21 protein-coding genes and 1 pseudogene are annotated in these 23289 nt (G+C 59.1%); 4 read left to right on the plus strand and 18 right to left on the minus strand.

The window, feature by feature from the left end; genetic code table 11:
* Positions 1-4: 4 nt before the first annotated feature.
* The 7 genes from ACPTTC_RS33715 to ACPTTC_RS33745 all read right to left on the minus strand — a co-directional run bounded on the left by ACPTTC_RS33715 (position 5) and on the right by ACPTTC_RS33745 (position 6145).
* Positions 5-682: an ABC transporter permease gene (locus tag ACPTTC_RS33715; RefSeq protein WP_423395643.1), complete on the minus strand. Its 678-nt coding sequence runs from the start codon at positions 680-682 to the stop codon at positions 5-7.
* Positions 683-753: 71 nt separating this feature from the next.
* Positions 754-1533 carry a transporter substrate-binding domain-containing protein gene (locus tag ACPTTC_RS33720; protein ID WP_423395644.1) on the minus strand — a complete coding sequence of 260 codons (780 nt, stop codon included), beginning with the start codon at positions 1531-1533 and terminating at the stop codon, positions 754-756.
* A gap of 31 nt (positions 1534-1564) precedes the next feature.
* Positions 1565-2362: an ABC transporter ATP-binding protein gene (locus tag ACPTTC_RS33725; RefSeq protein WP_175671322.1), complete on the minus strand. Its 798-nt coding sequence runs from the start codon at positions 2360-2362 to the stop codon at positions 1565-1567.
* An 80-nt stretch (positions 2363-2442) separates the two neighbouring features.
* The gene (locus ACPTTC_RS33730) at positions 2443-3873 is read right to left on the minus strand and encodes an aldehyde dehydrogenase family protein (protein WP_423395645.1); all 1431 of its coding nucleotides are present in this window, start codon (positions 3871-3873) and stop codon (positions 2443-2445) included.
* On the minus strand, positions 3870-4949 hold the full coding sequence (locus tag ACPTTC_RS33735; RefSeq protein WP_175671320.1) for a homoserine dehydrogenase: 1080 nt from the start codon (positions 4947-4949) through the stop codon (positions 3870-3872). The genes ACPTTC_RS33730 and ACPTTC_RS33735 overlap by 4 nt, the downstream gene beginning before the upstream one ends.
* A gap of 151 nt (positions 4950-5100) precedes the next feature.
* Positions 5101-5598, minus strand: a complete 498-nt coding sequence (locus ACPTTC_RS33740; protein ID WP_175671319.1) for an Lrp/AsnC family transcriptional regulator — start codon at positions 5596-5598, stop codon at positions 5101-5103.
* Positions 5599-5629: 31 nt separating this feature from the next.
* Positions 5630-6145, minus strand: a complete 516-nt coding sequence (locus ACPTTC_RS33745) for a hypothetical protein (RefSeq protein ID WP_423395646.1) — start codon at positions 6143-6145, stop codon at positions 5630-5632.
* A gap of 39 nt (positions 6146-6184) precedes the next feature.
* On the opposite strand from ACPTTC_RS33745, the gene ACPTTC_RS33750 reads away from it, so the two are divergent.
* A complete protein-coding gene (locus tag ACPTTC_RS33750) occupies positions 6185-6787 on the plus strand; it encodes a hypothetical protein (protein ID WP_423395647.1) in 603 nt (200 codons plus the stop codon).
* 597 nt (positions 6788-7384) lie between these two features.
* Here ACPTTC_RS33750 and ACPTTC_RS33755 read toward each other — a convergent pair.
* The 3 genes from ACPTTC_RS33755 to ACPTTC_RS33765 form a co-directional block, all read right to left on the minus strand.
* Positions 7385-9319 carry a tetratricopeptide repeat protein gene (locus ACPTTC_RS33755; RefSeq protein ID WP_423395648.1) on the minus strand — a complete coding sequence of 645 codons (1935 nt, stop codon included), beginning with the start codon at positions 9317-9319 and terminating at the stop codon, positions 7385-7387.
* A 75-nt stretch (positions 9320-9394) separates the two neighbouring features.
* Positions 9395-10009, minus strand: a complete 615-nt coding sequence (locus ACPTTC_RS33760; RefSeq protein ID WP_423395649.1) for a hypothetical protein — start codon at positions 10007-10009, stop codon at positions 9395-9397.
* Positions 10010-10031: 22 nt separating this feature from the next.
* Complete coding sequence (locus ACPTTC_RS33765) at positions 10032-10229, minus strand: hypothetical protein (protein ID WP_059638346.1); 198 nt, start codon at positions 10227-10229, stop codon at positions 10032-10034.
* Positions 10230-10422: 193 nt separating this feature from the next.
* On the opposite strand from ACPTTC_RS33765, the gene ACPTTC_RS33770 reads away from it, so the two are divergent.
* Complete coding sequence (locus ACPTTC_RS33770; RefSeq protein ID WP_423395650.1) at positions 10423-11907, plus strand: gamma-glutamylcyclotransferase family protein; 1485 nt, start codon at positions 10423-10425, stop codon at positions 11905-11907.
* Between the two features lie 152 nt (positions 11908-12059).
* Positions 12060-12529 (plus strand): annotated as a pseudogene (locus ACPTTC_RS33775) (integrase core domain-containing protein); the annotation flags it as partial.
* Positions 12530-12589: 60 nt separating this feature from the next.
* Here the strand turns inward: ACPTTC_RS33775 and ACPTTC_RS33780 are convergent.
* The 4 genes from ACPTTC_RS33780 to ACPTTC_RS33795 form a co-directional block, all read right to left on the minus strand.
* Positions 12590-13330 (minus strand): hypothetical protein, encoded by a 741-nt coding sequence (locus ACPTTC_RS33780; protein WP_423395651.1) that lies wholly within the window; start codon positions 13328-13330, stop codon positions 12590-12592.
* An 88-nt stretch (positions 13331-13418) separates the two neighbouring features.
* Complete coding sequence (locus ACPTTC_RS33785; protein WP_423395652.1) at positions 13419-16478, minus strand: DEAD/DEAH box helicase family protein; 3060 nt, start codon at positions 16476-16478, stop codon at positions 13419-13421.
* 19 nt (positions 16479-16497) lie between these two features.
* A complete protein-coding gene (locus ACPTTC_RS33790; protein WP_423395653.1) occupies positions 16498-18585 on the minus strand; it encodes a site-specific DNA-methyltransferase in 2088 nt (695 codons plus the stop codon).
* Positions 18586-18681: 96 nt separating this feature from the next.
* Positions 18682-19224 carry an AAA family ATPase gene (locus tag ACPTTC_RS33795; protein WP_423395654.1) on the minus strand — a complete coding sequence of 181 codons (543 nt, stop codon included), beginning with the start codon at positions 19222-19224 and terminating at the stop codon, positions 18682-18684.
* An 86-nt stretch (positions 19225-19310) separates the two neighbouring features.
* Here ACPTTC_RS33795 and ACPTTC_RS33800 point away from each other — a divergent pair, with 86 nt between their 5' ends.
* Positions 19311-19622, plus strand: a complete 312-nt coding sequence (locus tag ACPTTC_RS33800) for a hypothetical protein (protein ID WP_423395655.1) — start codon at positions 19311-19313, stop codon at positions 19620-19622.
* Between the two features lie 27 nt (positions 19623-19649).
* Here the strand turns inward: ACPTTC_RS33800 and ACPTTC_RS33805 are convergent, their stop codons facing one another.
* Genes ACPTTC_RS33805 through ACPTTC_RS33820 form a run of 4 tightly spaced genes read right to left on the minus strand, consistent with a single transcriptional unit; the run spans position 19650 to position 23277 of the window.
* Positions 19650-20906, minus strand: coding sequence for a hypothetical protein (locus ACPTTC_RS33805; protein ID WP_423395656.1), 1257 nt, complete (start codon positions 20904-20906; stop codon positions 19650-19652).
* A gap of 4 nt (positions 20907-20910) precedes the next feature.
* On the minus strand, positions 20911-21690 hold the full coding sequence (locus ACPTTC_RS33810; RefSeq protein WP_423395657.1) for a hypothetical protein: 780 nt from the start codon (positions 21688-21690) through the stop codon (positions 20911-20913).
* Complete coding sequence (locus ACPTTC_RS33815) at positions 21665-22693, minus strand: type VI immunity family protein (protein ID WP_423395658.1); 1029 nt, start codon at positions 22691-22693, stop codon at positions 21665-21667. The genes ACPTTC_RS33810 and ACPTTC_RS33815 overlap by 26 nt, the downstream gene beginning before the upstream one ends.
* Positions 22694-22701: 8 nt before the next feature.
* Positions 22702-23277, minus strand: a complete 576-nt coding sequence (locus tag ACPTTC_RS33820) for a hypothetical protein (RefSeq protein ID WP_423395659.1) — start codon at positions 23275-23277, stop codon at positions 22702-22704.
* Positions 23278-23289 lie beyond the last annotated feature (12 nt).

Genomic DNA, 23289 nt, shown 5'->3' on the forward strand with positions numbered 1-23289 from the left:
TTCCTCAGATGGGTTTTGCGTAACCGCGGCCCGCGATGCGCTCGAGCCAAGCGAACACGGGGTTGGATGCGGCGAGAAAGCCGAAATAGACGATTCCGACCGTCACGTAGAAGACGAATGGCTGCTTGGTGAACTGCGCGGCGATGTTGGCCTTGCGCAACATGTCCTCGAGCCCGACGATGGATACCAGGGACGTGTCCTTCAGCAAGTTCTGCCACATGTTGTTCAGGCTCGGCAGGCAGATGCGCCACGTCTGCGGCAGACGCACGTACCACAGCGTCTGCAGGCGTGTCATCCCGTACGCGCGCGCGGCCTCGATCTGCCCGGGCGGCACCGCGATGAATGCGCCGCGGAACATCTCCGACGAATAGGCGCCGAACACCACGGCGAGCGCGATCACGCCGGCGGAGAACGGGCTGATCACCACGGCGCCATCGAATTGCGCGTTGAGCAGACGCGACAGCCCGAAGTAGCAGATCAGCAGGATCAGGAACTCTGGAATGCCACGCAGGAAATTGGTCAGCGCATAGGTCGCATGCCTGAGCCAGCCCAGGCTCGACAGTTTTGCCGATGCGCCGGCGATGCCGAGCAGCATGCCGACGCATAGCGCGCTGACCGCGAGCTCCAGCGTGACCAGCGCGCCAGCCGCGATCTGCGCGCCGTAGTTCACCAAGATGTCCATCGTGATATCGCTCCTTGTGAGCCCGGATCGCGCCGGCCGCCGTCCGGCGGCCGCGCAGTCCCGATGCGCGGTTATTGCGGCGCGATGGTGAACGGGAAATAGCGCTTGTTGGCTGCGGCGAACGTGCCATCCGCCTGCACCTGCGCGATGCCCTTGTCGAACAGCGCCTTCAACGGCGCGTCACCCTTGCGTACCGCGATCGCCGTACCGTCGCCGAAGATCTCCGCATCGGCGATCGGCTTGCCGACGAAGTCGAAACCTTCCTTCCTGCCGGCCTTCGTCAGCCAGTCGTACGCGACCGTGTTGTCGGCGAGCACCGCATCGACGCGTCCGGCCTCGAGATCGAGCCATGCCTCGTCGAGCGTCTGATAGACCTTCACGTCGATCCCCGACTTGCTCGCCGGCAGGCGGCGGCGCAGATAGGATTCGTGCGTCGATGCCGTCTGAACGCCGATCGTCTTGCCGCGCAGCGTGGCGGGGCTGTCCGTGATGCCCGAACCCTGCTTCGCGACGAGCTGCACGGGTGCCGTCGTGAAAATGCGCGTGAAGTCCACCGACTGCTCACGCTCCGGCGTCTTCGACATTTGCGCGAGCACCGCATCGATCTGCTTCGCCTTGAGTGCCGGAATCAGCGCGTCGAAATCCATCGTCACCCACTGGCACTTGACCTTCATCGTGTCGCACATCTTCTTGCCGATGTCGATCTCCATGCCCTGCAGCTTGCCGGATGCATCCTTGTATTCGAACGGCGCGTAATCGGCGAGTGTGCCGATCCGCACGACCTGCTCGGCATGCGCGAGAGATCCGAGCAATACCGCGCCCACGCACAGCGACTGAAGCAGCTTCTTCATGGTTTCCCCTCCGGTTGACATTGAATCCGCATCAGATGATGCTGGACAGAAACTTCTGGAAACGCGGCGATTTCTGGCTCGCGAACACCTCATCGGGACTGCCGTCTTCCTCGATTCGTCCCTGGTGGACGAACACGACGCGGTTCGCGACTTCGCGTGCAAACCCCATCTCGTGCGTGACGACGAGCATCGTGCGTCCCTCGTCGGCCAGCGAGCGCATCACTTTCAACACTTCGCCGACGAGCTCGGGATCGAGCGCGGACGTCGGCTCGTCGAACAGCATCACGTCGGGATCGGTCGCGAGCGCACGTGCAATCGCGACGCGCTGCTGCTGGCCGCCCGACAACTGGTTCGGATAGTGTTCGCACTTGCCGGCGAGCCCGACCCGTTCGAGCATCGCGATCGCCTTGTCGCGAGCGTCTCGCTTGGGCACGCCAAGCACGCGCACCGGCACGAACATCACGTTCTGCAGCACGGTCATGTGCGCCCAGAGGTTGAACTGCTGGAACACCATCGCGAGCTTGCGGCGCACGCGCATCACCTGCTGCGCGTCGGCCGCGACGAGCGTGCCGTCGCGGCCCGCCTGCTTCAACGCAAGCGTTTCGCCGTTCACGCAAATCCGGCCCCGATCGGGCATTTCCAGCAAGTTGATGCACCTGAGGAACGTACTCTTGCCCGACCCGCTACTGCCGAGGATCGACACGACCTCATGATTCCTCGCGGTCAGCGAGATGCCCTTCAGCACCTCGACACCGCCGAACGACTTGTGAATATCCTCGACCACCAGCGCGTCCGCCGCCGGCTTGCATGCAGGAATTGCTGCTGGCATCCTCGACTCCTTCTTCGATACGTTGCTCACACCGCTCCGGTTCGCGCGGCGCCGGCCCGCCAGGCGCCGGCGCTTGCGCATCAGCTCGACAGCCGCCGGTTGCGCCTGAAGCAGACCACCTTCGGCTGCGTCATTTCCGTCATCGCGAACCGAACGCCTTCGCGGCCCAGCGACCCATGCTTGAAACCACCGAACGGCATGCCGTCGAAGCGGTAATCGGACGAATCGTTAATCATCACGCCGCCCGCCTGCAGGCGCTCGGCCGCGTCGAGCGCCACCTCCAGGCGGCTGGTGAACACGCCTGCATGCAGGCAGCTCTCCGACGCGTTGGCCGCGTCGAACGCGTGGTGCAGGTCGGCGAATTTCTCGATCGTCACGACTGGCGCGAACACCTCGTCGGTCCAGACACGCGCGTCGTGCGGCACATCCGCGAGCACCGTCGGTTCATACAGCGCCCCGCGCCGCCGATGGCCGGTCAGCACCGTCGCACCGCACGACACGGCTTCGTCGACCCAGCGTTCGATGCGCATCGCCTGTTCCTCCCCGATCATCGGCCCCATGTCGGTTGCGTCGTCCAGTGGATCGCCGACGACCATCCTGCCGGTCAGTTCGACGAAATACCGGACGAACGGCTCGTACGCGGCCTCGGCCACGAAGATCCGCTGCGTGCCGATGCAGTTCTGGCCCGCCGCCCAGAACGCACCCGACACGCAGGATTCGGCGGCATCCTTCAGGTCGCAGTCGGCCATGACGATCACGGGTGCATTTCCGCCCAGGTCCATCGCGACCTTCTTGAGTCCCGCATCGCGCGTGATGGCTTCGCCGGTCTGCGGGCCGCCCGTGAAGGTCACCATTCGGATCCGCCGGTCGCGCACCAGAGCGGATGCGATATCCGCGCCGCCGTGCACGATCTGCAGCGCGTCGCGCGGCGCACCGGCTTCCCAAAGCACCTCGACGAGCGCCTGTGCGGACAGCGGCGCGAGCAACGAGGGCTTCAGGATTACCGCGTTGCCGGTCCCGATCGCCGGTCCGAGCTTGTGTGCAACGAGGTTCAGCGGGTCGTTGAAAGGCGTGATCGCGAGAATCACGCCCAGCGGTTCCAGCGTGTAGTAGCCGCTGCGATCCTCGGAGCCGGGATAGCCGTCGAACGGGATCGTCTCGCCGCTGAGTCGTTTCGCTTCCTCGCCCGACAGGCGCAGCGTGTTCACGCAGCGCGCGACCTCCTTGCGTGCCTGCCGCAGCGGCTTGCCCGCTTCGAGCGCGATCCTGCGTGCAAATGTCTCCGCTTGTGCCTCCACGCTCGCAGCGGCACGAAACAGGATGTCGGCCCGCTGGCTGCGCGGCATGGTTGCGGCCGCACGCGCGCCGTCGAGCGCGCGCTCGACGAAGGCCGGCGCCGCGTCGGCACGCGACAGCCGAACCTGGCCGACGATCGAGCCGTCATACGGCGACCGGACATCGGCTACGCCGGCTCCCGTGCAGTCGGTCATCACCGCATCGCGCGCGCTCATGCGGCCACCTCGTGCGCAGTTGCGCCGATCCTGTCCGCGAGTTCGATCAGGTCGGAGAGGATCGCAAACGCCGTTTCCTCGCGCCCCGCACCGGGCCCGCTGATCGTCACCCCGCCGAGCACGTCGGTGTCGAACGTGATCGCGTTCGTCACACCGTTCGCGGCAAGCAGCGGATGGCCGGCCGGCAGTTTGCGCGGTTCGACGCTCGCGGTCACGGTGCCGTCCGGATGCCGGACGGCAGAACCAATCAGGCGCCAGGACATGCGCTCCGCCGCCGCTGCGCGTACGTCGTGCTCGGTCAGCTCGACGATGCCGCGGCACGTCACGTCGCCACGCTTGAGGCCGGCATTCCACAGCGCGTTCGCCAGAATGACGACTTTCAGTTGTACGTCCGAACCGTTGACGTCGGCCGCCGGGTTCGCCTCCGCATAGCCGCGCTGCTGCGCATCCCGGATCGCCGCATCGAAGCTCGCGCCGGCCTCGACCTCGCCGAGCACGTAATTCGACGTGCCGTTCAGGATGCCGGCGAAGCCGTTGATGTCGCAGCCGCGCAGCGACGTCGCGAGCTGCCGCAGCACCGGCGTGCCGCTCATCACCGTGCCCTCGTACATCACGCAAGCCCCCGATTGCGCGGCGATCCGCGCCAGTGCCGGCTGCGCGAGCGCGATCGGCCCCTTGTTGGTCGTAATCACGTGCTTGCCGCATTCGAGCGCGGTACGGCAATGCGACAGCGCAGGCTCACCGGTGTTCGGATCGGTGAAGGTCGCCTCGACGACGACATCCACGTGGTCCGACGCGATGGCCTTCAGCACCGCAGCGAGACCGACGTCCGGCGACACCAGCGTGCCGGGATCGCGGCGCAGCGCTTCGGCATCGACGCCCCGCCGAGCGGTTTCGTCGAGCACGTCCAGTGCGATGCCGCGAGGATTCGTCGCGATCCCGAACCGCAGGTCGGCAACCATCGTCACCGATACGTCGAGTCCCGCCGCAGCCAGCATCGCGCGCTTCCTTTTGAGCAGTTCGACCAGTCCCTGATTGACTCCGCCGAAACCGACCAGTGCCAGTTTGAGTTCCATCTTGATCATCTCCTGTTCATTGACCACATGACACAGGTTAGTGATGCGAATCGATTTTCAAATTAGTCGATTCGCCCGATTCAGGCAGTCACCCGTTACGGTTTGTCATGCGGGACGGGCGAATCGCCAGTTCCCGAGCGAAACAACTCCGTCAGGTGAGCGTCGGTTCGTCGTCGCCGTCCTTGTCGACCGGCACGAACAGCCCGACCTTCACCGCGCTCAGCACGACGTTCGTGTTGATCCGGCGAATCATCGGGTTGCTCTGCATGATCCGCGCGGACAACCGGTCGTACGCCTCGACGTCGTGTGCCGTGATGATCGCGATCAGGTCGACGGAGCCGGTCACGTAGTAGATCTGCTGGATTTCGTCGTGCGCCTTCGACCACTCGCGGAACCTGGCGACCGTCTCGTAGTTTTCGCGTTCGATCTCGATCGCCGCAATGAACGTCATCGGCCTGCCGACCGCCGCGCGATCGACAACGGCGATTTCCGCCGAAATGATCTTTTCGGTGCGCATGCGCTTCAGCCGCTTCTGCACGGCCGACGTGGACAGACCGATCCGTTCGGCAATGGCGTCCGCGGTCGCGGTGCAATCGCGCTGGACGATATTCAGGATCTTGCGGTCGAAGGAGTCGAGTGCGTCGGTCATGGCGTGGCCTGCCGGAAAACGGGTACTTGCGTCAAAGATAGAAAGGTCGGGCAGATCTGAGCCCGACCAGATGCCGGACACGGTCGAACGCGGTGACGAGCGTTTCGCGCCACTGCGCGACCGGACCGAAGATGCATAAGGGTGCGAAATGGATCGTATCCACACCCGCAGGAATACGGAACGGACGCTCGATGCCATCGTCCGATTCGGTCACGAGTGCGGTGCCGTCGACTTCGGTCAGGCTCATCAGCAAATGGGCGGGTGCAGTCGCACCAAGCAAGTCGCGTAGAGGCGACTCGTTCGCGGACAACTGTTCGAGCAGCGGCAACTCGTACGCGCCGGGCCACCAGGTGTCGTGCTCGTCGAGCCACGGGCCGACACCCGGCATTCCGACCATCTCGAGGATCCGGTTCGCACTGAGATGCGCATAGGCGCGGTGCCGACCGGCCCCATCGGTCGAAGAGCGCGCCAGCCAGCCGCCGGCGCTCGGGACAGGGTCCGTCAACACGACGCTCGCAGGCTTCAGTCGGCCGAGCGTTTCAGCCACGCTTGCAGCGGATCGACGCCCTTCGCAGGAGCTCCGTGCGTGATCCGGGACGATCCTGCACACCCACTTGGGACCATCCTGCAAGGCGGCGGGGACGTCGCCGGCCCGGACTTGAGCAGTTCGCCTGTGGGCGTGTTCAACGATGACGATTGGCGTGTCCGGCATACAACTCTCTCGTGCTTGCGGGGCCGCGTCGCCGCGATGCTGGCGCGCTTCATGGATTGGCCGACGATATTGGGGCTGAAGAAATCATATCGCCTCGGTGCGACCAAAAAAATCTCAAGAACCGGCCATTTCGACGCAAAGCGTCGAAAAACGCCGCTGACCGGACGATTTTCATCCGTCGCAATCCCGGCAGGTCCGGTTACAGGCGTGGGCGTGACGATGACGGCATCCGGGGTGCAAGGCAACACGTCGAGGGAGCCCGCAATCATGAAGGGGGACAGGCCGCACCGGTCGCCGATATCGGCCATTGAGACCCTGCATTGTAGGTTCGCAAAAAACGCGACCTCTCCGGTCCATACGAATCAACGGCTTAGTCACCTTTTCTGCGAATTTCCTCGCGACGGAGTGGCAGAAAAGGTGACCCTTCCCTACAAAATTCGCAGAAAAGATGACCTCCGACGCGAGAGCACCCAATAACCGATGAAGAATCAAAGGCTTAGACGTAGATTGAGACCCGCAAAAGCAATGCCGCCGCGGCTCAAAACGTCTGCGTCTAGACCGCATACGTGCTTTCGATGCTCCGCTTGCTCGGGATGCGTGGGCCGAGAGCGAATTCACGTGCGCTATTCAGGTGGACCGGGACGAGGCAATTCTGATAAGAGCCATGGACTCGAGTTCGCATGTTAGCTGAGACCCTCGTCCGCGGATTCCATATGGGCCAGCAGGTCGACCAGCCTGCATCAACAGACCGGATATAAGCGTGCTGCCTTGACCTGTAGATCAACTGCAAAACCCGCTTGCAATCCGGGGCGTCCACATAACCTGGTAGCAACATTGACGGATCCCAACAGTCCTTGACCACTTCTCAGTGACAGTGGCGGCGGGTATTGCTCCCGCGCTTGCCGGGATGAGCGTTCCCGACGCCGATCCGATGTAGCGACCGCTATGCAGATGCTTTGACACCGGTCCGCACGCCGGGGCACGGTGTTCCGTTACATAACGCCAAATCCTGCTGTGAATCCTGTTATCAAAAACGTCGCTTTTCGCCAGTTGTTCGCGAGCGATAGAGTTTGCTCACTGCAAAAGTGCTTTCACTTGAGAGACGAGCTCGTGGTCAGGAAAGCGCTCACTGGCCACTGACCAAACCTGCTTCGCCTTTGCATAGTCGCCGCTGTTCCAGTGCACTCCGCCGAGCTCGAACATTGCCGCAGCATATTCAGGATCTAGGGTGACCGCCCGATGGAAGGCGTCGATCGCCTGTTCGGCCTGCCCAAGATGCGCGTATGCCACGCCGACCTGAAACCAACTCATTGCGTCTGGCTGGAGCGCTTTAGCCTGCTCCAAGAGGATCGGTACACTTTCGTCAAAGCGGTCTAAAAAGTTCAGCGCCGTTCCAAGGCAATAGCCATAGTGGCCGCCTTCGAGATCGTAGGCCTTGCGAAAACAGCGTTCAGCCTCCACCCAGTCCCCGTTCTCCTGTGCCCAATGGCCTAGGCGATCCCACGGTAATGCGGCGCCATCCGCGATGACGTGAGCGATATGGCGGTCGAATTCACCCCTGAATTCGGCGTAGGTTTTCTTGAGGTCATAACCCTGTCCTCGCAAGTAGAAACTACTCATTAGCAACTCCCATCGCCCTTGCGAGTCGTCAGGATGGGCTTGGACGTAGCGCTGCCAGAAGGCGCGCGCGTGCACTGCGTTGTCGATCGTGGTGCGGCCGAAACTCGCCGCTAGCCGTAGGCACCACGGCCAAATCCATTCGTAGCGGTCGGCATGACTGATTAGAGCATTGATCTCGCGGAATGCAGCTGAGCCCTGGTCGAGGTTGAACAAGACGTTGACGCGCCACCCGGACACCGCCGTCATCTTTCCCTGGTTGCGATCTACGAATGCGACTTGGTCGAAGTGATTCAGAGCGTCCTTGTAACGGCCGATCCGAACGAGATGGTTGCCCATAGCATTGTGGGCCTCGGCCAGATTCGAATCCAGCCGCAGCGCCTCACAATAGTGCTCAACGGCTGAATCTTGATCGCCGAGTTGCTCGAAGCTCGTGCCTAGATTCTTGTGGATCTGGGCCGCCAACTCGGAGGCGCCTATAAGTCCTGGATCTGTAAGGGCGGTTTGATAGGCCAACTTGGCCTGCTCATCGTCAGGAATCGCCGAGTATGCGTTTCCAATGGTGTAATGCAGGCTGGCAGCCTGAAAGCGGCCACTTGCGAGTTGCCGCTGGAAAAACGCGATGCCCTCGACGATCCGCTCTGGATGAAGAGTTCGGCGCGCCATGCCGAGATTGATCTCCGACATATAGAGGATGCCAATGAAGTCGTGATCAGCACCGAGCGCTGCGGCGAACCGCTCGAAGCTTGCGCTGATCACGTCGTCTGCATTCTGGTCATAAAGCTGCTGCAGCAGCGTCGCCGCTTGGAGCTGATCCTCCGGGACATGGACCACCGGTACGGCGTCCAGGACGGCGTTGGGTAAGTCTTTAGGACCGGCGGAGGTTTGAGCGACCCGACGGTCCCGCGAAGACTTGGCGCCGGACCGCGCGAGCGCGGCCACCTTACACAATTGATCGATCGTCATCTCGCGCGTGAAGGTGACGGTGACCGAGCTTTGGTCCGTCCATGAACGCCCGCCGTGCTCGTATTGCTGCAGGACAGCGTCGGCTAGGCAGATGCGCAACGTACCCGTCGGGACGTGGTAGCAGGCGTAGAAGCTGTACGGCTGCATCAGCAGGTAGTTCAGGTTCGCGCGCTCGACGGAGACACTGAGCGACCCGTCGGCATTCAGGTTCCGGGCTGTACCTTTCACCTGAACATGCACGCGGACGTTTGTCGCCAGACCGCCCGCGACGACCTCAATCTGGCAGTCTGTGCCGTAGTCCTTGCGGTCCGACGCCTGAAGGATAAAACAACCGCTGTCGGCCAGCCGCTTTTGGAAGGCTGCAAGAGCTTGGTCCTCTATTTCGTGGTTCTGATCACGGCGCGGTAGTTCGTCGAACGGATTCATAAGTGTCTGTCTATCGTAGGCGGTCGGCGATGCGTTCCAGTCTCATCGATCGTCATTGTCAAAGGCATGATCGCATCAGCCGTAGCCCGGCTCGGATACCGCGCCGGGCAGCTTGTCGGCCCGACCCCAAAATCTCGCGCAGGCACCGGCATAGCGGACGACGTCCTCGGGTCGGATAAGGAGCTGCTCACTCTCCTCGGGGTTCGGCGGAAGAATGTCGATGTATCGCGAGGGATCGTAGGTCCAACGTTCTGGTGCGTGGGCGCGTAGATCGTTCACCGAGGTCCCATCGCCATGGCGATAGACGTTCGCGACGAGGAACATCTCTACAAGACTGTCGCAGATGCCGCTGAGATCGACGCCGCCTTTTGCGGCGCATTCGGGAAGGTGCTCGCGAAACAGCTCCCGACCGGGCTTCTTGCCGGCCACGCCGAGGCTGCGACCCCATATGCGCAGCTGACGTTCAAAGAGACCGGCTAGAGTGAGGGTAAATGCCTTAGCAGCTTCGTTCGCGGTATGGTTATCGACCTGCGCCGCCGCACGATTGAGGAATTCGTTCATCGATACGGCTTCGCCGAATCGAAGCTCGGCGTGGATCGGCAGCGCGTTTAAGCCAGGCCATATCAACCGCTGAAAGAGACGGTCGGTGTTGGCTTGAAACACTCTTGGAAGATTGTCGCCCGGGATCATAGGAGTGCGCCCTTCGCGTTGTTCAACGCGGGGGCTCCGTCATGGCCGCGAAGTTCGACAGCGTGACGCCGACCAGCCGAATGCCTTTCGGCAGCGGGTAGACCGAACTGATCAGCGCGAGGCTCGCCCCGTGGCCGACAGCCACCGGCTTACCCTGCAGTGTTGGGTTATCCCGTTGCTCGACCGGAGCATAGAGAGCGTTCATATCATCGCGGATCATCTTGCGAACCTACCTTCAACCACAGCGATGGACGATAGCATGGGGCATGAACAAAAGGGATACACGACTCCGAAGGACGCCGAGAGCGACGCCTGGTTCGCCCGTTTGCATCTCCTGCTGTTGTTTGCGCAGAGTTATAGTGGCCACGAACGAAATTGTTGCTTGAGGCCGCCCGCCTCAAATGGGAGCCAGCATGCTGAAGGCCAGCGAAGAGGAGATCGAATCCATTCGGGAATACTTCGAATGGCAAGCCCCCGACCTAGAAGTAACCTTCATGCAAAAGGTCTACTCCGAATCGGTGCTGAACATGTGCCACGACGTGTGGGACATACACACCAACAAAGACCGATGGTGGGTCATCACTGGCGGCACCAACCTCTATTCCCAGCAACAGTTCCCTAATATGGACCTGGCGCTGACCTTCCACATCGGTTTGATTCTGCGTATCCCCCGCACCGAGCAGGACCAACGCGACGACATGCGCCTCCTTCCGTTCGGGCCAGTCTTCGAAATGATGGAAGAGGCCGGCGATGCAGTCAGCCATGCCCACAATCTCGCGGACTACCAGGCGGTTGGTGTTCGTTGCCGAGAGACTTTGCTTGAGTTGATCGGCGTCGCCCAAGACGCCGCGGTCTGGACGGAAACGCCACCTCAGCGCGCCAATTTCCGCGAGTGGTCGGAAATCATCTGCAACGCTCTCGTGCCCGGCAACAGCAATCGGGAGCGACGCGGTGCATTGAAAGGTGCGCTCGATAGCGCTTGGACGTTCTCCAATTGGCTGACGCATGCAAAATCAGCTACCTGGCTCGATGCCGACTTGGCGCACACGTTGATTCAGCATGCCATCGGTATGGCCACCTCCCTGATCCTTCGTGAGCTACGCGGCGTGCCAGAGGCTTGTCCGAATTGCGGATCGCCCGATCTTGTGCCCGAAAAGGGCGAAAACACTGCGGCGCCGGGCGTGGTCTGGGAACGACCGCGATGCGCCGGCTGCGGATGGGCCGGCAGACCTGTTCCAATCTTTGATGCCGAGAACGTGCGACCACTCATAACCCGCGAAGGCAAAGAGACCCATGACCACAGCACCATGACCGTGCCGTTGCGTGCCATCCAGAAGCCAGGCGATCCCGCGGTCGAAGCGTTACAAGACGCAGAGACCGGGCCGCCGGAGCCCACCGAATATTTCGCTTATGGATCGAACATGGCCACTGCGCGGCTGCGGCAACGAATTCCGAGCGCCAAGCCGCTGGGGGTCGCCACCCTCCCTGGGCATGAACTGCGGTTTCACAAGCGTAGCAAGGACGGTTCGGGGAAGTGCAACGCGTTCGCGACGGATGACAATGAGAGCGCTGTGGTCGGTGTTCTTTTCTGTTTTGATCCATCAGAACGTAGAAAGCTCGACGCTGCTGAGGGTATCGGTAAGGGTTATGACGCCGCCATAGTGACGGTCGTCAATGACAAGGGCCGCAGGCGGAAGGTCCTGACATATATCGCCTCGAACGACGCCATCGACGAAAGCCTCCGGCCTTACAGTTGGTATAAGAATCATGTCTTGGCTGGCGCCCGGGAACATGGCCTCCCGCAGGACTACCTCGATGAACACATCGCGATGGTTGAAACGGTTGAGGACCCCGACGTCGCAAGGGCCTCAAAGGAGCGCGCGACGTACTCCGCGTAGCCCGAATTGCGTCACACACTGTGCGGCTCGACGTTGCATCCCGTCTCTCTCCCGGTCCTCCGAGCCAGCAACCGCGAGGAGGAAACGGGCTTGCGCGGCCTTTCGCGAACCGCGATCAAGAGCGTAAGGACGATGGGTCCATCATTGGGTTCAACGGCCAGCAGTTAAAGTGTCTGACGGTGATCGATGAGTACACGCGTGAATGCCTGGCCATCGATGTGGCCGGTTCAATACGCTCGGGGCGAGTCATCGAGGTTCTGTCACAGCTGATTAGCCTGCACGGCGCACCGCGCTATCTGCGCTCGGACAACGGGCCGGAATTCGTGTCACGCGCCATCCTGAAGTGGGCGGCACAGAATGGCATGGACATGGCGCTCAGCGATCCCGGCAAACCTTGGCAGAACGGCGCGGATGAGAGCTTCAACGGCAAGTTCCGTGACGAATGCCTGAGCCTCGAATGGTTTCGCACCCGCACGGAAGCGAAAGTTGTGATCGACCAATGGCGGCGTCACTACAATGCAATGCTGTTCGGCCACATTCGAGTCTGGCCTACCTGACGCCCAACGAGTTCAAGCAGCGATATTGTTCAACTGAAGCAATCGAGGCCGTTCTCCAAGATTGAAATGGCCCGAAGAAGTCAGGCAGGTCAGCTCACCCGCAGCCCCTTGCATTACCTGACTCGTCAGTATTTCCCCGCCGCGAAATCCCAAAATGGGAAATGCCCGAGGAATTTGGGGCTGTTCGGCATCGGGTAGTCGAAGAGCGACAGCAGCGACGCGTCGTCCCGAAACGGAGTTTTCTGTCGAACGTTGTATGCGATAGTGAACCGCAGCCCCGCCCTTCCGGCGACAGCACGAAGGACGTTGAAGTTTACGAAGTCGTTGGGGAACGGCTGCCATTTGTCCAACGCGTAGTACGAGCGCTTGAGCTCCACTATTTCGCATGGCATCCCGGCGATATCGATCCTTACGAGATCGACGTCGGTGACCTTGATCGCGCCAAGATTGTCGCGTTGCCAATTGTGGTACGCGCTGCTCGTGGCATCGTTAACGCTCTTCCCGCATGCTCCGCCTATTACCGGGAGGCCGAACCCCTGGAATTTTGCTTTCAGGTCGGCGAGGGAGATCGTAGTTCCTAAGTCGGCGAGGCCGTTTGCGTAGTGCACGTCGTTAACCGAATCGGCTGCGTCGTCGAACGCGATCCGAACCACCGGCAGTCCTGCCGCTGCAGCTATCATTTCGAATGTCCGCATTGCCGTCGGTTCTGGCTTCCACGACCTTCCATGGGCTAGGACCATTAACCGCGGTTCCGCCGAATCGTCACCATACACAAGCATCCACGCATTTCCGGAAACCCATGCGAACGGATGGTTAGTGGATTGTTCGAGAGCTTTGTAGACCGCATTTGATTGGTAGTACGTCATGGCTGGAGCTCCCGTGGAATGAACACGGCGCAAAGGACAAGACGGTGCGCCTTTTCAAGACTTAAACCGGATTTCTGGAACGGCTTGATTAGAGCAGAGAGGTTGTTGGCCGTTGGACGGGGTAAGTGCTGTGTTCGAGGACCTCGTGAATGTTGGTCGCATCCCTGAAGTCGACGCCGAGGGACTTGAAGTGGGCCTTACCGCAATCGACCTTATGGTTTTCTGCACTCCTCCGCTCGTCGCGGTCGAGCGTGCTCTTGGTTTCGCGTACTAAGTAGAGGGCCCCGTCATCCTGTAGCACGATAGCCCAGTCGGGTGTGTAGTTCCCTAGAGGTGTTGGGACCTTGAATCCCTTTGGGAGCTTGCAGAAGAATTTTACGTTCGGGTCGCAGTCGAGCCGTTCGGCGACGTCGCGCTCGACGTCGGAGTCGCACTGAACCCAGTCGTACGGCGTTCGCGCGACCGTGGTCCCGTCGTCTAACGCCGCAGTCTTTTCCTTCACCGCGTAGAGCCGGTCGAGGTATTCTTCGACTTCGGAGTCTTCGAACAACCGCATTTCGTAGAACTGTCCAGCGATCGGTTCGTACTTGATGCCCTCGATGATGAGCTCGTGGAGCGACCGGTTAATGAGTTTCGCGCATTCGGTCATGAACGCCTGGGGATTCTTCCCGAAGTCTTTGAGCCTTTCCGAACCTTTCAGGATCTTGGCCAATGTGGCACGCGTCAGCTCGGTTTCCCGCTGGAGAAACGCTAAGATGTCGGGAAGCGGCTGCCCATTGCTCACGACATATGATCGGGTCCCAACGATGCGGCCCTCTACGACGCCTGCGTTCGTGACTTCTACTGTCCTCTTAGTCACTTCAATCCTCACGGCCTCAACAGGCGGCATCTTTGAAAGTTTATCTGTAGCGCGGGCGATGAGGTCTTCTGTCCGGAATTCGAGGGAGAACTGGGTCTTCTGGGAGATGCGATCCCAGATTGCGCAAAATTCCGGGTTGAGCTCGACCCGCTTGTTGTACCGCATCTGTGCTCGGTTCCTAGCGTCCTTTACGAATTCACGCGGTATGAGCCGTTTCATGTGCTCCGTCACCTCCTGATCCATCCCCTCGAAGGCCTCTGGGAGCTCGAGAGTGAATCCTTCCGCACTAGGCCTGAAAGCCGAGGTGAAGTCGCCGCGTTGGTCGATGAGTCCTTTGGCTGCGAGATGGTTCCAGAGTGCTTCGGATTCTTCCGGTGTCAGGTAGGCGGACTTGTCCCGGTTGAGTAAGCAGGTGAAGGCCAGATGGGTTAGCCGCCCGAACTTGAAACCACCGCTCGGGTCAATCGCTTTCTCGATGTCGGATTGGAGTCCGCGCGCATAGTCCTGAAACGTTTCGTTCGCTATAACGGTTAAGCGGTTGACCTGTTCGTCGAAGATTCGGTCTCCATCTTTGTCCACTGGCAGGCGAAGCCCGCGACCGAGGGTCTGTCTGCGCTCGTTTTCAGTGCCCATTTCACGGAGTGTGCAAATCTGGAAGACGTTCGGATTGTCCCAACCTTCCTTGAGGGCCGAGTGGCTGAAAATGAAACGGAGGGGTTCCTCAGGATCGAGGAGCCGTTCCTTGTCCTTCATGATCAGCTCGTAGGTTTCGTCGTCCTTTGCGGTGCTTCCGCTGGTGTCGACGAGCTCGATAATCTTCCCCTTTTTCCGATCGGCCGAAAAGTAGCCATCGTGGACCTGTTTTGCGGAGTAGGGGAGCACCCCGCGGTAAATCGGTTTCTGGGACACCTCGGTGAAAATTTCCTCGAACCATGCTGCGACCTTGCCGTTACTTCTGGATCCGTCTTCGCCATATTGGCGGTAGCTCGATACATGATCGACGAAAAAGAGAGAGAGAACTTTTATTCCTCGCGTCCTGAACTTCTTCTCTTTGGCGAAATGCTCCTCCACCGTCTGCCGGATCTGGTTCCTCATCCGTTCGTCGGCCATACCGCCGGTTTCCTCGGTCACTTCGACGATCTCTCCGTTTCCGAACTCGACATACGCTGTGTCGTCAGGCTCGGCTTCGATCCGCGTTACCTGGTAACCCTCGTAATCAGGACGGTTCGTGAACTGGGCGAGGTCGGCACCGTGCTTTAGCGTAACCTGCTTCTCCCTCGGACCATTTGGAGTATCCTCGAAGATCGTAGCCTTGGCCTGGGGGTGCTTAGATTTGCCAGACCAGCCGATCCAATCGATGCGGACCATCGTCCGGTTGAAGTCCTGCACGGAGCTCGCGTCGACAACTTCGATCTGCTTCACGAGCCGTAGATCATAAGCGCGAATGGGGTCGAGCTTATAAAGAAGGTTGTACGGATTCGTGTGCGTTGCCGAGTACCGGAAGCAGAGCAGCGGGTTCAGGCTGCGGATGGCGCGCTGCGACTTCTCGGTGGTGTCCACGCTCTGCGGTTCGTCGATTATGATCACCGGGTTCGTGGCGCGGATGAAGTCAATCGGCCTGCGACCGGACATCTGATCGCGCTCCTGATGGATGACATTGAGTTTTTTCCGCTGTTTGTCGGAAAGCTTTGAATAGTCGGTATCGTCGCCAACATCCTTTTGGAATGCCTGAATGTTGATGACCATGATCTGGATTTCATTGTTCGTCGCGAACTGGCGGACGCGGCTAAGATCTCTCGAGTTGTACACGAAGCTGTCGAACGCGATGTTGTCGTAAAGTCCGCGGAAATGGTCGCGCATTAGTTTGATCGAGCTCGTCACTCCTTCGCGGATGGCCACCGACGGCACTATGACAATGAATTTTCGGAGCCCGTAGAGACGGTTCAGTTCGAAGATCGTTCTAAGGTAGACGTAGGTCTTCCCCGTACCGGTTTCCATTTCGACGGAAAAATTCGGAAAGGCATACGACCCGTCTTCCTCCACGAGAGTCCTGGATTTCGTGACGTTGTTCCGGCCCTGGATGGAATGGAGATTGCCTAGAAGCCGTTCTTCCGAAAGCATGAGGAGGTTTCCGATCCCAAGTTCGGTGTGTTCTACCCCAAGCACCTTTTCTGCACCCAAGTCGACGGAGTAGGCTTCGCGGCTGTCTGGCAGCCCTTCGAACAGGTCGGTGACTGCGCTTACGGCTTCGTGCTGATATTCCAGTTGTGAATCAAATTTGAGTTTCATCTGACGGTCTTGGTTGTTATCAGACTGTTCTGAACACCGTCCGGGAGGTTTTCTCGTGACCCTGCTTGCGAGCGGCGAAGGTGTGCATAGCGTTGGCCTTGAGCTGGTCGTTGCCAGAGAAAGCTGTGTCCAGACAGACGAACTGCAAGGGCTCCGCCTTGGCGACGGCATTGACGAGTTCTCGCGTAATCCTTTGAGCGAGGCAGATGAGGAGGGTACCCTCTGCGACGGAGTATACGGGGAGTCCGGCCATTTCGGATGTGTCGACTTTCTCTATAGGTGAGAATCCGGCTTTGATGAGGACTTCGAATAAGAGGTCTTCGTCAGAAGCAGAGGGGGCGACGTGCTCGACGTGGAGCTCGAGTTGCTCGGTGATTTGCTGCTCGGTTGACTCTACAGAAAGCCTCTGCCAGCGTCGGAATGCAGACGGGCCTAGCGAGAACGAACGGAAACCCGGGGCCTCGCAATCTTTTTCCTTCGAGATCGCGTTCGATGCGCGGCGCAGGCGCTCCTTCGCGATTTCAGCGATGTTTTCAGGAACGCCAAGTCTCTTGCAGAACTGGACACCAAGTTTATGCTCACTCCTTTTCGGGTCGAGTTTTTCGGGAAGTTGGACGAGCACGAACTCGATGTCCGCCCCATCCGCCTGAAGTTGCATGCAGGCGTGCCCTACGGTAGCCGAACCGGCGAAAAAGTCCAACACGATCCCGGATCCGCCGGAAAATTGAGAGATTATCGATTTCACGAAGTCGACGGGCTTGGGGTTGTCAAACGGGATTCCCAGTTTCTTGAGGAGCGCGTCGTCGCTTCCACCAAAGGGGAGCACAGACGGCACGTTCTCATCCATGTTCTCCTTTAGCAGGTACTTCCGTTCAGGTTGTTTCGCTTCATCTTCGCCGAAAATGATTCGCCCCGCCTTGAGGAGTTCTTTCATGGTGGCGGGAGGGTTCCTCCATCCGCGGTCAGGGACCGGGCAAGGTTTTTTTGTGAACGGGTGAATGAGCGGTTGAAAGTACTCGTCTGGGGCCATTTTCTTGTTCGGCCATGCCATGGACACTGTCCGGTAGATTTCGCCATCGTCGTCGATATACTTGTATGCCGCCTCCCCTCCAGAAACGTCCTGCGTGGATAGCCATTCTCGGTAGTCTGTGCGCGCGTCATCGAGTGTGTAGGTCTTAGCGAATTTCTTTGTGTCGATCTCGAGCCTGTACTTTTCGGCGGCTTCCTCGAGGTCGGTAGGGATACTGACGCGTCCTATCTTGCGAACGAGCTGTGCTGCCTTGGAGATCATCTTTTCGGCGTTGACCTTCGGGCGCTTTATCTCGCGGGCCTCCTTGAGATATGCAGCGTTCTTGGCGAAGGCCACGATCGTTTCGTGCTGGCTGGCGACCTTTGTGGAATCACCTTTCGGATTCTTCTTGTCCCAGATAATTTCCCCGAGGTCGTTTTCCGCCCCGAATATTTCGCTCATCACGAGCCGAAGGTTTTCAGACTCGTGTTCATCGATATGGATAAGTATTACGCCATCGTCGGCTAGGAGGTTTCTGGCTAGGTAGAGGCGAGGCCACATCATGTTGAGCCAGCGGCTGTGGTACCGCCCGTCTTCTTCCGTGACGGTGCTGAATTTTTTCCCGCTTCCGTCGACTTGACCCGTGTATTCGAGATAGGTCTGGAGGTTTTCAGTGAAGTTGTCCGGGTAGATGAAGTCTCCATCGGTGTTGTAGGGAGGATCGATATGGACTAGCCGGACCTTCCCGTAGTACGCCTTCTGGAGCAGCTTGAGGACCTCGAGGTTGTCGCCTTCGACGAAGAGATTTTTCGTCGTCTCCCAGCTGACGGATTCTGCAACTTTGGGGCGCAACGCGGCGTAAGTCGGCTGCTGGATGAGTCTGAGCGCTTCCTTTTTTCCGGGCCAGTCCAAGCCATAGCGCTCCCTGCGCGCCTCAAATAAATCGGAGAACACGCCGATCTCCGCCTTGAGACGTTCGAAATTTATACTCTCTACGGCGTTCCCTTCAGGGTCGAGAGTTTCGGTAAACACTGAAGGAAACAAGTTTCTTAGGAGTTCCCGATTTTTTGCCACAACGTTCATCGATGCGCCATTCATGTCCGTTTTCGTCCAAGTCCGCTCTGCTGTGATTTCCGTTTTGAAGTATTAGTGTTGCCTCGTGATTCACCGGGGCTTCGCCGAGCCAGTGCACTTCTAACTGTCTTTATGGATCCCGTCTCCGATCCGGTCCAGTTCTTTGGACGGACCAAATGCGCCAGAGAGAATCGCAAAATCGCTTGCCGTAAGACTTTCGATGCTCAGCCGCTTTAGAGCAACGTTGCCGACCAGCCGGTTCGCCATGGCATCTGCGCTGCCCTTGATCGTTTCCATTCCGAAATCATGGAACCGGCCCATCAGACCTCGGGCCGGGTACGAACGTGCCTCGCCATCCTTTATTGGCTTTTCAATAATTCGTTCGCTGTCGAAAATAGCGGCCGAGATGGCCTCGCTGTTCTGCACGCTAAGGGGATGCGGAGTCATGTCAACAAAGGCATTTATGTCGTCCCAACAATCAGAACTGAAGTCATGCAGCGAAAATCTGTCTTTCGACGCTGCAGTGAAAAGCCGGATCGCATGTCCGGCTGAAGATTTGGCACTATTGTTGGACCCGTCCAAGATAGAATTATCTGGTGCCAGATCTGTGCGGACGTCTTTAATGCGCCGGAAGTTTCGGATCCAAACGGTCTCAATGTGCATCACTTTCCCCGATCTTTTTCTTCATATTGTATTGTGCATAGGACGTGCTTTTGCCGCAGAAATTCAACACGAACGACTGAAACCATATGCTGATCACGGAAGAATTGCTAGTAGCCGGGGCGAGTGCGGGTAGGGGCTATACGCGCCGACAGTTGGAGTTGCTCGGGGTGAAGCCGGTGGCGGGATGGAAGAAGGCGGTCATAGGTACCGAAATTTCCGATGAGACTGCACGGGAGTTCAGGGATCTCGCCGGTTCTGGTAGCAAGAAGGGGAAATTCGGAGCCGCACCAATTAACTGGTGCGGGGCTGCCACACCGAGGGATATCTATCTTTATGTCCTCGAACTTGAGGAAGGGCGATTTTATGTTGACCTGAGCGATGAAGCAGCAAGGAGCTAGTCTCCGATAGAAGGGCGAAGTGGCCGCTTATGCAAATCTGAGGGTCGTCGCCGAAAGTTCTTGGACCTGAAAAAAGCCCGGAGCTGTGGGGTCAAGACGGCCCCCTCCCTCCAGACTCTCAAGCCAATATCCAGCGATGACGCGCTGAAGCTGCACCCCTTTTTGAAATATCGAAATAGCATGCTGTATCGTTATCGCTTGACCAGCGATGACGCGACTACCCGATGGCGCATTCTCAATTTGTAATTCCGCGCCATCCTGCGCGTTTCGATGGTTCCCCTCGTGGAAAAAGAACATTTCCGGTTGATCGAGGGGGGCAAATTCAACGCTCGAATCGTCTTTTCCGATCCGCCCCGAACCGGACACGCGCTCCGCAGGTAGATATCCCACAACGGCAACGTGGCACAGTTTTGCCAACGTCGACAATTGAGGAGCGTCGATTTTGCCGGACAGGTAAGGAATCTGAGCCGACAATCCGGAAAATGCAGCACAGACAAGCGCCTCGCGGCGCTGCCCCTGATTTTCCAGTCGTTCGATCCATTCCGGAACGACGGACGGAGGCAAAACGGTCATGGCGCGATAAAAGAGTTCGGGGCAATCCAGATCCGTCCACTGAGCCCGCCAAAGCCGGTCGAGTGCGGCCGCGCCCTCGAGCCGGAGCAGCGCCATGAACGCCGCGGACCTGACTGCACGGTCTTGATGCTCAAGCAGAATCGTCATGTCGCCCGCAAAGCGCTTCAATCCGAACTGGCGAACCGTATTGGCAATCGCGGTCACGACCGCCGATGCCGAATCCCGCGGCGTGGCAGCAATGACGGCATCAGCCTCTTCGGGCGTTGCTGCGGCGTTCAGTCGGCATATGACGTCGAAATCGTTATCGAGCCCGGCGAGCCTGAATTCACCGATCCGATACCAGGCAGGCCCGATCCATTTTGCGATTTTTTCCATCAATGGATAGCGCGGCACCTGATCGTCCAACCATGTCCGATATTCTTCGAGCCGCCCCCGATCGCCTCCTGCGAACGCAACGATACCCGCTGCAAACAATATCCCCGGCGTGGCCCCTTGAGTGTCGATGCAATTTCTGATGCATCGCCACGCGGTCGCTTCGCGCAATGTCAGACCTCTCAAGTGACCGAGCAGGCGCCTGTCCATTCGAACGAAATCGTCGAGCGTAAAATCGGACAAGAGCGAAGCCCGCTCACGGACGCGGTCCAGATGCACGATTTCCTCGAGGTGTTCCGTACAGAAACGCTCGGAAAACAGTTCGTTGCTATCCGACATGGCATCAGGTTACCGTCAGTCGACGGATTTTTCGCCCGTCGCGATGAATTCTCGACAAATAGCCGACGAGTGCATCGAAACACGCCGGATCGACTCTGAATACGTAGTCGAAACTCGAAGCAATCGTATGCGAATCATACTGATAGGTGCCGCTCGCGAACGTTCCCGCGTTCGCGGGATCGACGCCCGGCGGAGCGAAGCCGCTCCGGGCGACAACGTTCGCCCATGTCTCGATCGCGGCACATATCGGGGTTGCGGCCTCTTTGGTGAGGGGCTGATCGAACTCGATTTGTACTTCACACCCGCGAATCGAATCACGCCCGTCGAGCTTCTGCACGAACGCAAATGGCGCATCAACCGGGGGGCGAGGCCATTCCCCCTGATCCACGACAAGCTCCCGCTCGACCTCATTCGCGTCAGGTTCTTCAATGTGCACGATGCTGGAGCGAATGCCCATCGCCGACAGTAGATTGGTCGCGACCCGCCACTGCCATGCCGGCAGATGATCCGTGGCAACGCGCCAACGTTGCGTTTCGCTCGCTGGATCCCACGTCGACGACACGACCTTCGCCGATGCTCGGCGATGCTCGCGAGCGTCGCTCACATAAAAGCCAAGATCGATGTACCCGGCAAATAACGGCAACGGATCGGACATGACCAGATCGGAAGTCTCGAGCGAGGTCCCTTCTGCATTTTTTTCGAGATAGGCGACGCCCATGCCGCGTCCCGTGATATCGACTCGCATCACGCATACCTCGTCAATGATTCGATCGATCGAAGACATCGAGCCATTCCTGCACCCCGTGCTGCCGAAACTCCCACGGCAGCAGGCCGCCATCCACCGAATCGAGCCTGACCGGCCGCACCAGTTTTGCCACAGGACCGTATACAGCAACGTAATCGTCGCGAGAGGCGTCTCCGAGCTGCGGCTCCGGCGTGGCCTGCAGGCACACACCATGTTTGAGCCGGCGCAAACGCACCGCTGTTCCGGCAATGTGTTCCTCGATCCCGGAAATGCCGCCGATCCAGTCGACCTGATTCTCGCTCAGGAAGGTCAACCAGTTCGCCCGTTTCAGATAGGGACGCGCAATGGCTGCCTGATGCCGCTCCGTGAACTCGGGGTCGCGCTGCCGCAACTTGTTGCCAACGCCGACCATGACGCTCGCGACATCGAACCCAGGATATCGCTGCATCAACGCGGCTACCCGATTGCGGGTTTCCGTATCCAGATCGGGAGATGGAAAATTGATGGGAAAGTTGAGTCCAAATCCACAGGATCCCGAAATAAAGCGTCTGTTCGCAACGATATCGAATTCGCACAGCCAGTCTGCGACACGATTGCCGGTCACCAGCGGATGGTCGAGCGGCAACGTCAAATTGAGGATCGTGTGCATCGGGAGCGACCGCCGCTCGGTCGCACGCCATTGCTTGAGTTCGTCAGCCGACGGTTCGACATACGGACGATGGGCGAAGTCGATTCGCAGGCTACTGGCCGTCGCCCCCGCATCGGCGCCATTTTCCATCAAGCAATAGAATTTCTTCGGAAAAGGGACGGGGTTTTCGCACCAGGTCTTGACGAGACTTTCCGCCCGCTTGTTAATGGGTTTCCAGCGTCCGTCGCCGGTGTTGTAGTGCGTCAGGCGATCGCCCAATGCTTCCCGCGCGCGCCTGTAGAAATCGAAGATTTCAGTACCTTCGTCGAACTCCATCGCCCACTCGAACAACAGGCACGGACTGATCAAAGCGACATCGGCGCTTTCGAAGCCAAGATTCATTGCGTCTTGCATCACGCTCCTCACGGAATGACGAATTCGGGAACCATACCCCCAGCCCCAGCTCCGCCCAAGCCAAAAGATGGCAACCCATTGGGAGATTCCAAAAGAGGCATGCCATACATCCCCATCGCCGGAACCTCTTTCACGACCTCTTCTTGTTGGACCTTCGTACCCTTCCCACACCCGCATTTCTCCGGGTCCAGGCTCGGGTCCTCATTGGAGTATGGATTACGCCCGCCGTTCTGCTGCTCGTTGATCGTGTTGTAGTCCTGACGCTGCAAATTACCATTGCCTGCACCTGGGTTCGTTCGCCAGGTATCCACGGTTCCATCGGAGCGCGTGAACTTCAGATCGAGCACACTCGTTTTTCCGCCGTTGGTTACCGTGAGGTCCGGGAAGCGCATCTGTTCGGTCGCCCCTTTCATGAAACTGTTGAGCAGGTGCTGCCAGCTGGAATACTTGCTGTTCCAGCTGCCATCGGGGCGTTGCCCCCAAGGCTTCTGGGACTCGATATCCATGTCCTTGTTGCCGGTTGCGTCCTTGTACTTGTCCCATGCTTCCTGGAAGCATTTTTCCTTATCCGACATCTTTGGCATATGAAATTCTCC

This window comes from Burkholderia mycopellens, assembly GCF_964265025.1.
Taxonomy (GTDB): Bacteria; Pseudomonadota; Gammaproteobacteria; order Burkholderiales; family Burkholderiaceae; genus Burkholderia.

What these genes read in the sequence shown, in the direction of transcription:
- ACPTTC_RS33785 (WP_423395652.1), bottom strand. Translation starts at nt 16,478, where the DNA reads ATGAAACTCAAATTTGATTCACAACTGGAATATCAGCACGAAGCCGTA.
- ACPTTC_RS33735 (WP_175671320.1), bottom strand. Translation starts at nt 4,949, where the DNA reads ATGGAACTCAAACTGGCACTGGTCGGTTTCGGCGGAGTCAATCAGGGA.
- ACPTTC_RS33815 (WP_423395658.1), bottom strand. Translation starts at nt 22,693, where the DNA reads ATGCAAGACGCAATGAATCTTGGCTTCGAAAGCGCCGATGTCGCTTTG.
- ACPTTC_RS33725 (WP_175671322.1), bottom strand. Translation starts at nt 2,362, where the DNA reads ATGCCAGCAGCAATTCCTGCATGCAAGCCGGCGGCGGACGCGCTGGTG.
- ACPTTC_RS33810 (WP_423395657.1), bottom strand. Translation starts at nt 21,690, where the DNA reads ATGTCTTCGATCGATCGAATCATTGACGAGGTATGCGTGATGCGAGTC.
- ACPTTC_RS33780 (WP_423395651.1), bottom strand. Translation starts at nt 13,330, where the DNA reads ATGACGTACTACCAATCAAATGCGGTCTACAAAGCTCTCGAACAATCC.
- ACPTTC_RS33740 (WP_175671319.1), bottom strand. Translation starts at nt 5,598, where the DNA reads ATGACCGACGCACTCGACTCCTTCGACCGCAAGATCCTGAATATCGTC.
- ACPTTC_RS33790 (WP_423395653.1), bottom strand. Translation starts at nt 18,585, where the DNA reads ATGAATGGCGCATCGATGAACGTTGTGGCAAAAAATCGGGAACTCCTA.
- ACPTTC_RS33730 (WP_423395645.1), bottom strand. Translation starts at nt 3,873, where the DNA reads ATGAGCGCGCGCGATGCGGTGATGACCGACTGCACGGGAGCCGGCGTA.
- ACPTTC_RS33755 (WP_423395648.1), bottom strand. Translation starts at nt 9,319, where the DNA reads ATGAATCCGTTCGACGAACTACCGCGCCGTGATCAGAACCACGAAATA.
- ACPTTC_RS33800 (WP_423395655.1), top strand. Translation starts at nt 19,311, where the DNA reads ATGCTGATCACGGAAGAATTGCTAGTAGCCGGGGCGAGTGCGGGTAGG.
- ACPTTC_RS33820 (WP_423395659.1), bottom strand. Translation starts at nt 23,277, where the DNA reads ATGCCAAAGATGTCGGATAAGGAAAAATGCTTCCAGGAAGCATGGGAC.
- ACPTTC_RS33770 (WP_423395650.1), top strand. Translation starts at nt 10,423, where the DNA reads ATGCTGAAGGCCAGCGAAGAGGAGATCGAATCCATTCGGGAATACTTC.
- ACPTTC_RS33715 (WP_423395643.1), bottom strand. Translation starts at nt 682, where the DNA reads ATGGACATCTTGGTGAACTACGGCGCGCAGATCGCGGCTGGCGCGCTG.
- ACPTTC_RS33765 (WP_059638346.1), bottom strand. Translation starts at nt 10,229, where the DNA reads ATGATCCGCGATGATATGAACGCTCTCTATGCTCCGGTCGAGCAACGG.
- ACPTTC_RS33795 (WP_423395654.1), bottom strand. Translation starts at nt 19,224, where the DNA reads ATGCACATTGAGACCGTTTGGATCCGAAACTTCCGGCGCATTAAAGAC.
- ACPTTC_RS33760 (WP_423395649.1), bottom strand. Translation starts at nt 10,009, where the DNA reads ATGATCCCGGGCGACAATCTTCCAAGAGTGTTTCAAGCCAACACCGAC.
- ACPTTC_RS33720 (WP_423395644.1), bottom strand. Translation starts at nt 1,533, where the DNA reads ATGAAGAAGCTGCTTCAGTCGCTGTGCGTGGGCGCGGTATTGCTCGGA.
- ACPTTC_RS33805 (WP_423395656.1), bottom strand. Translation starts at nt 20,906, where the DNA reads ATGTCGGATAGCAACGAACTGTTTTCCGAGCGTTTCTGTACGGAACAC.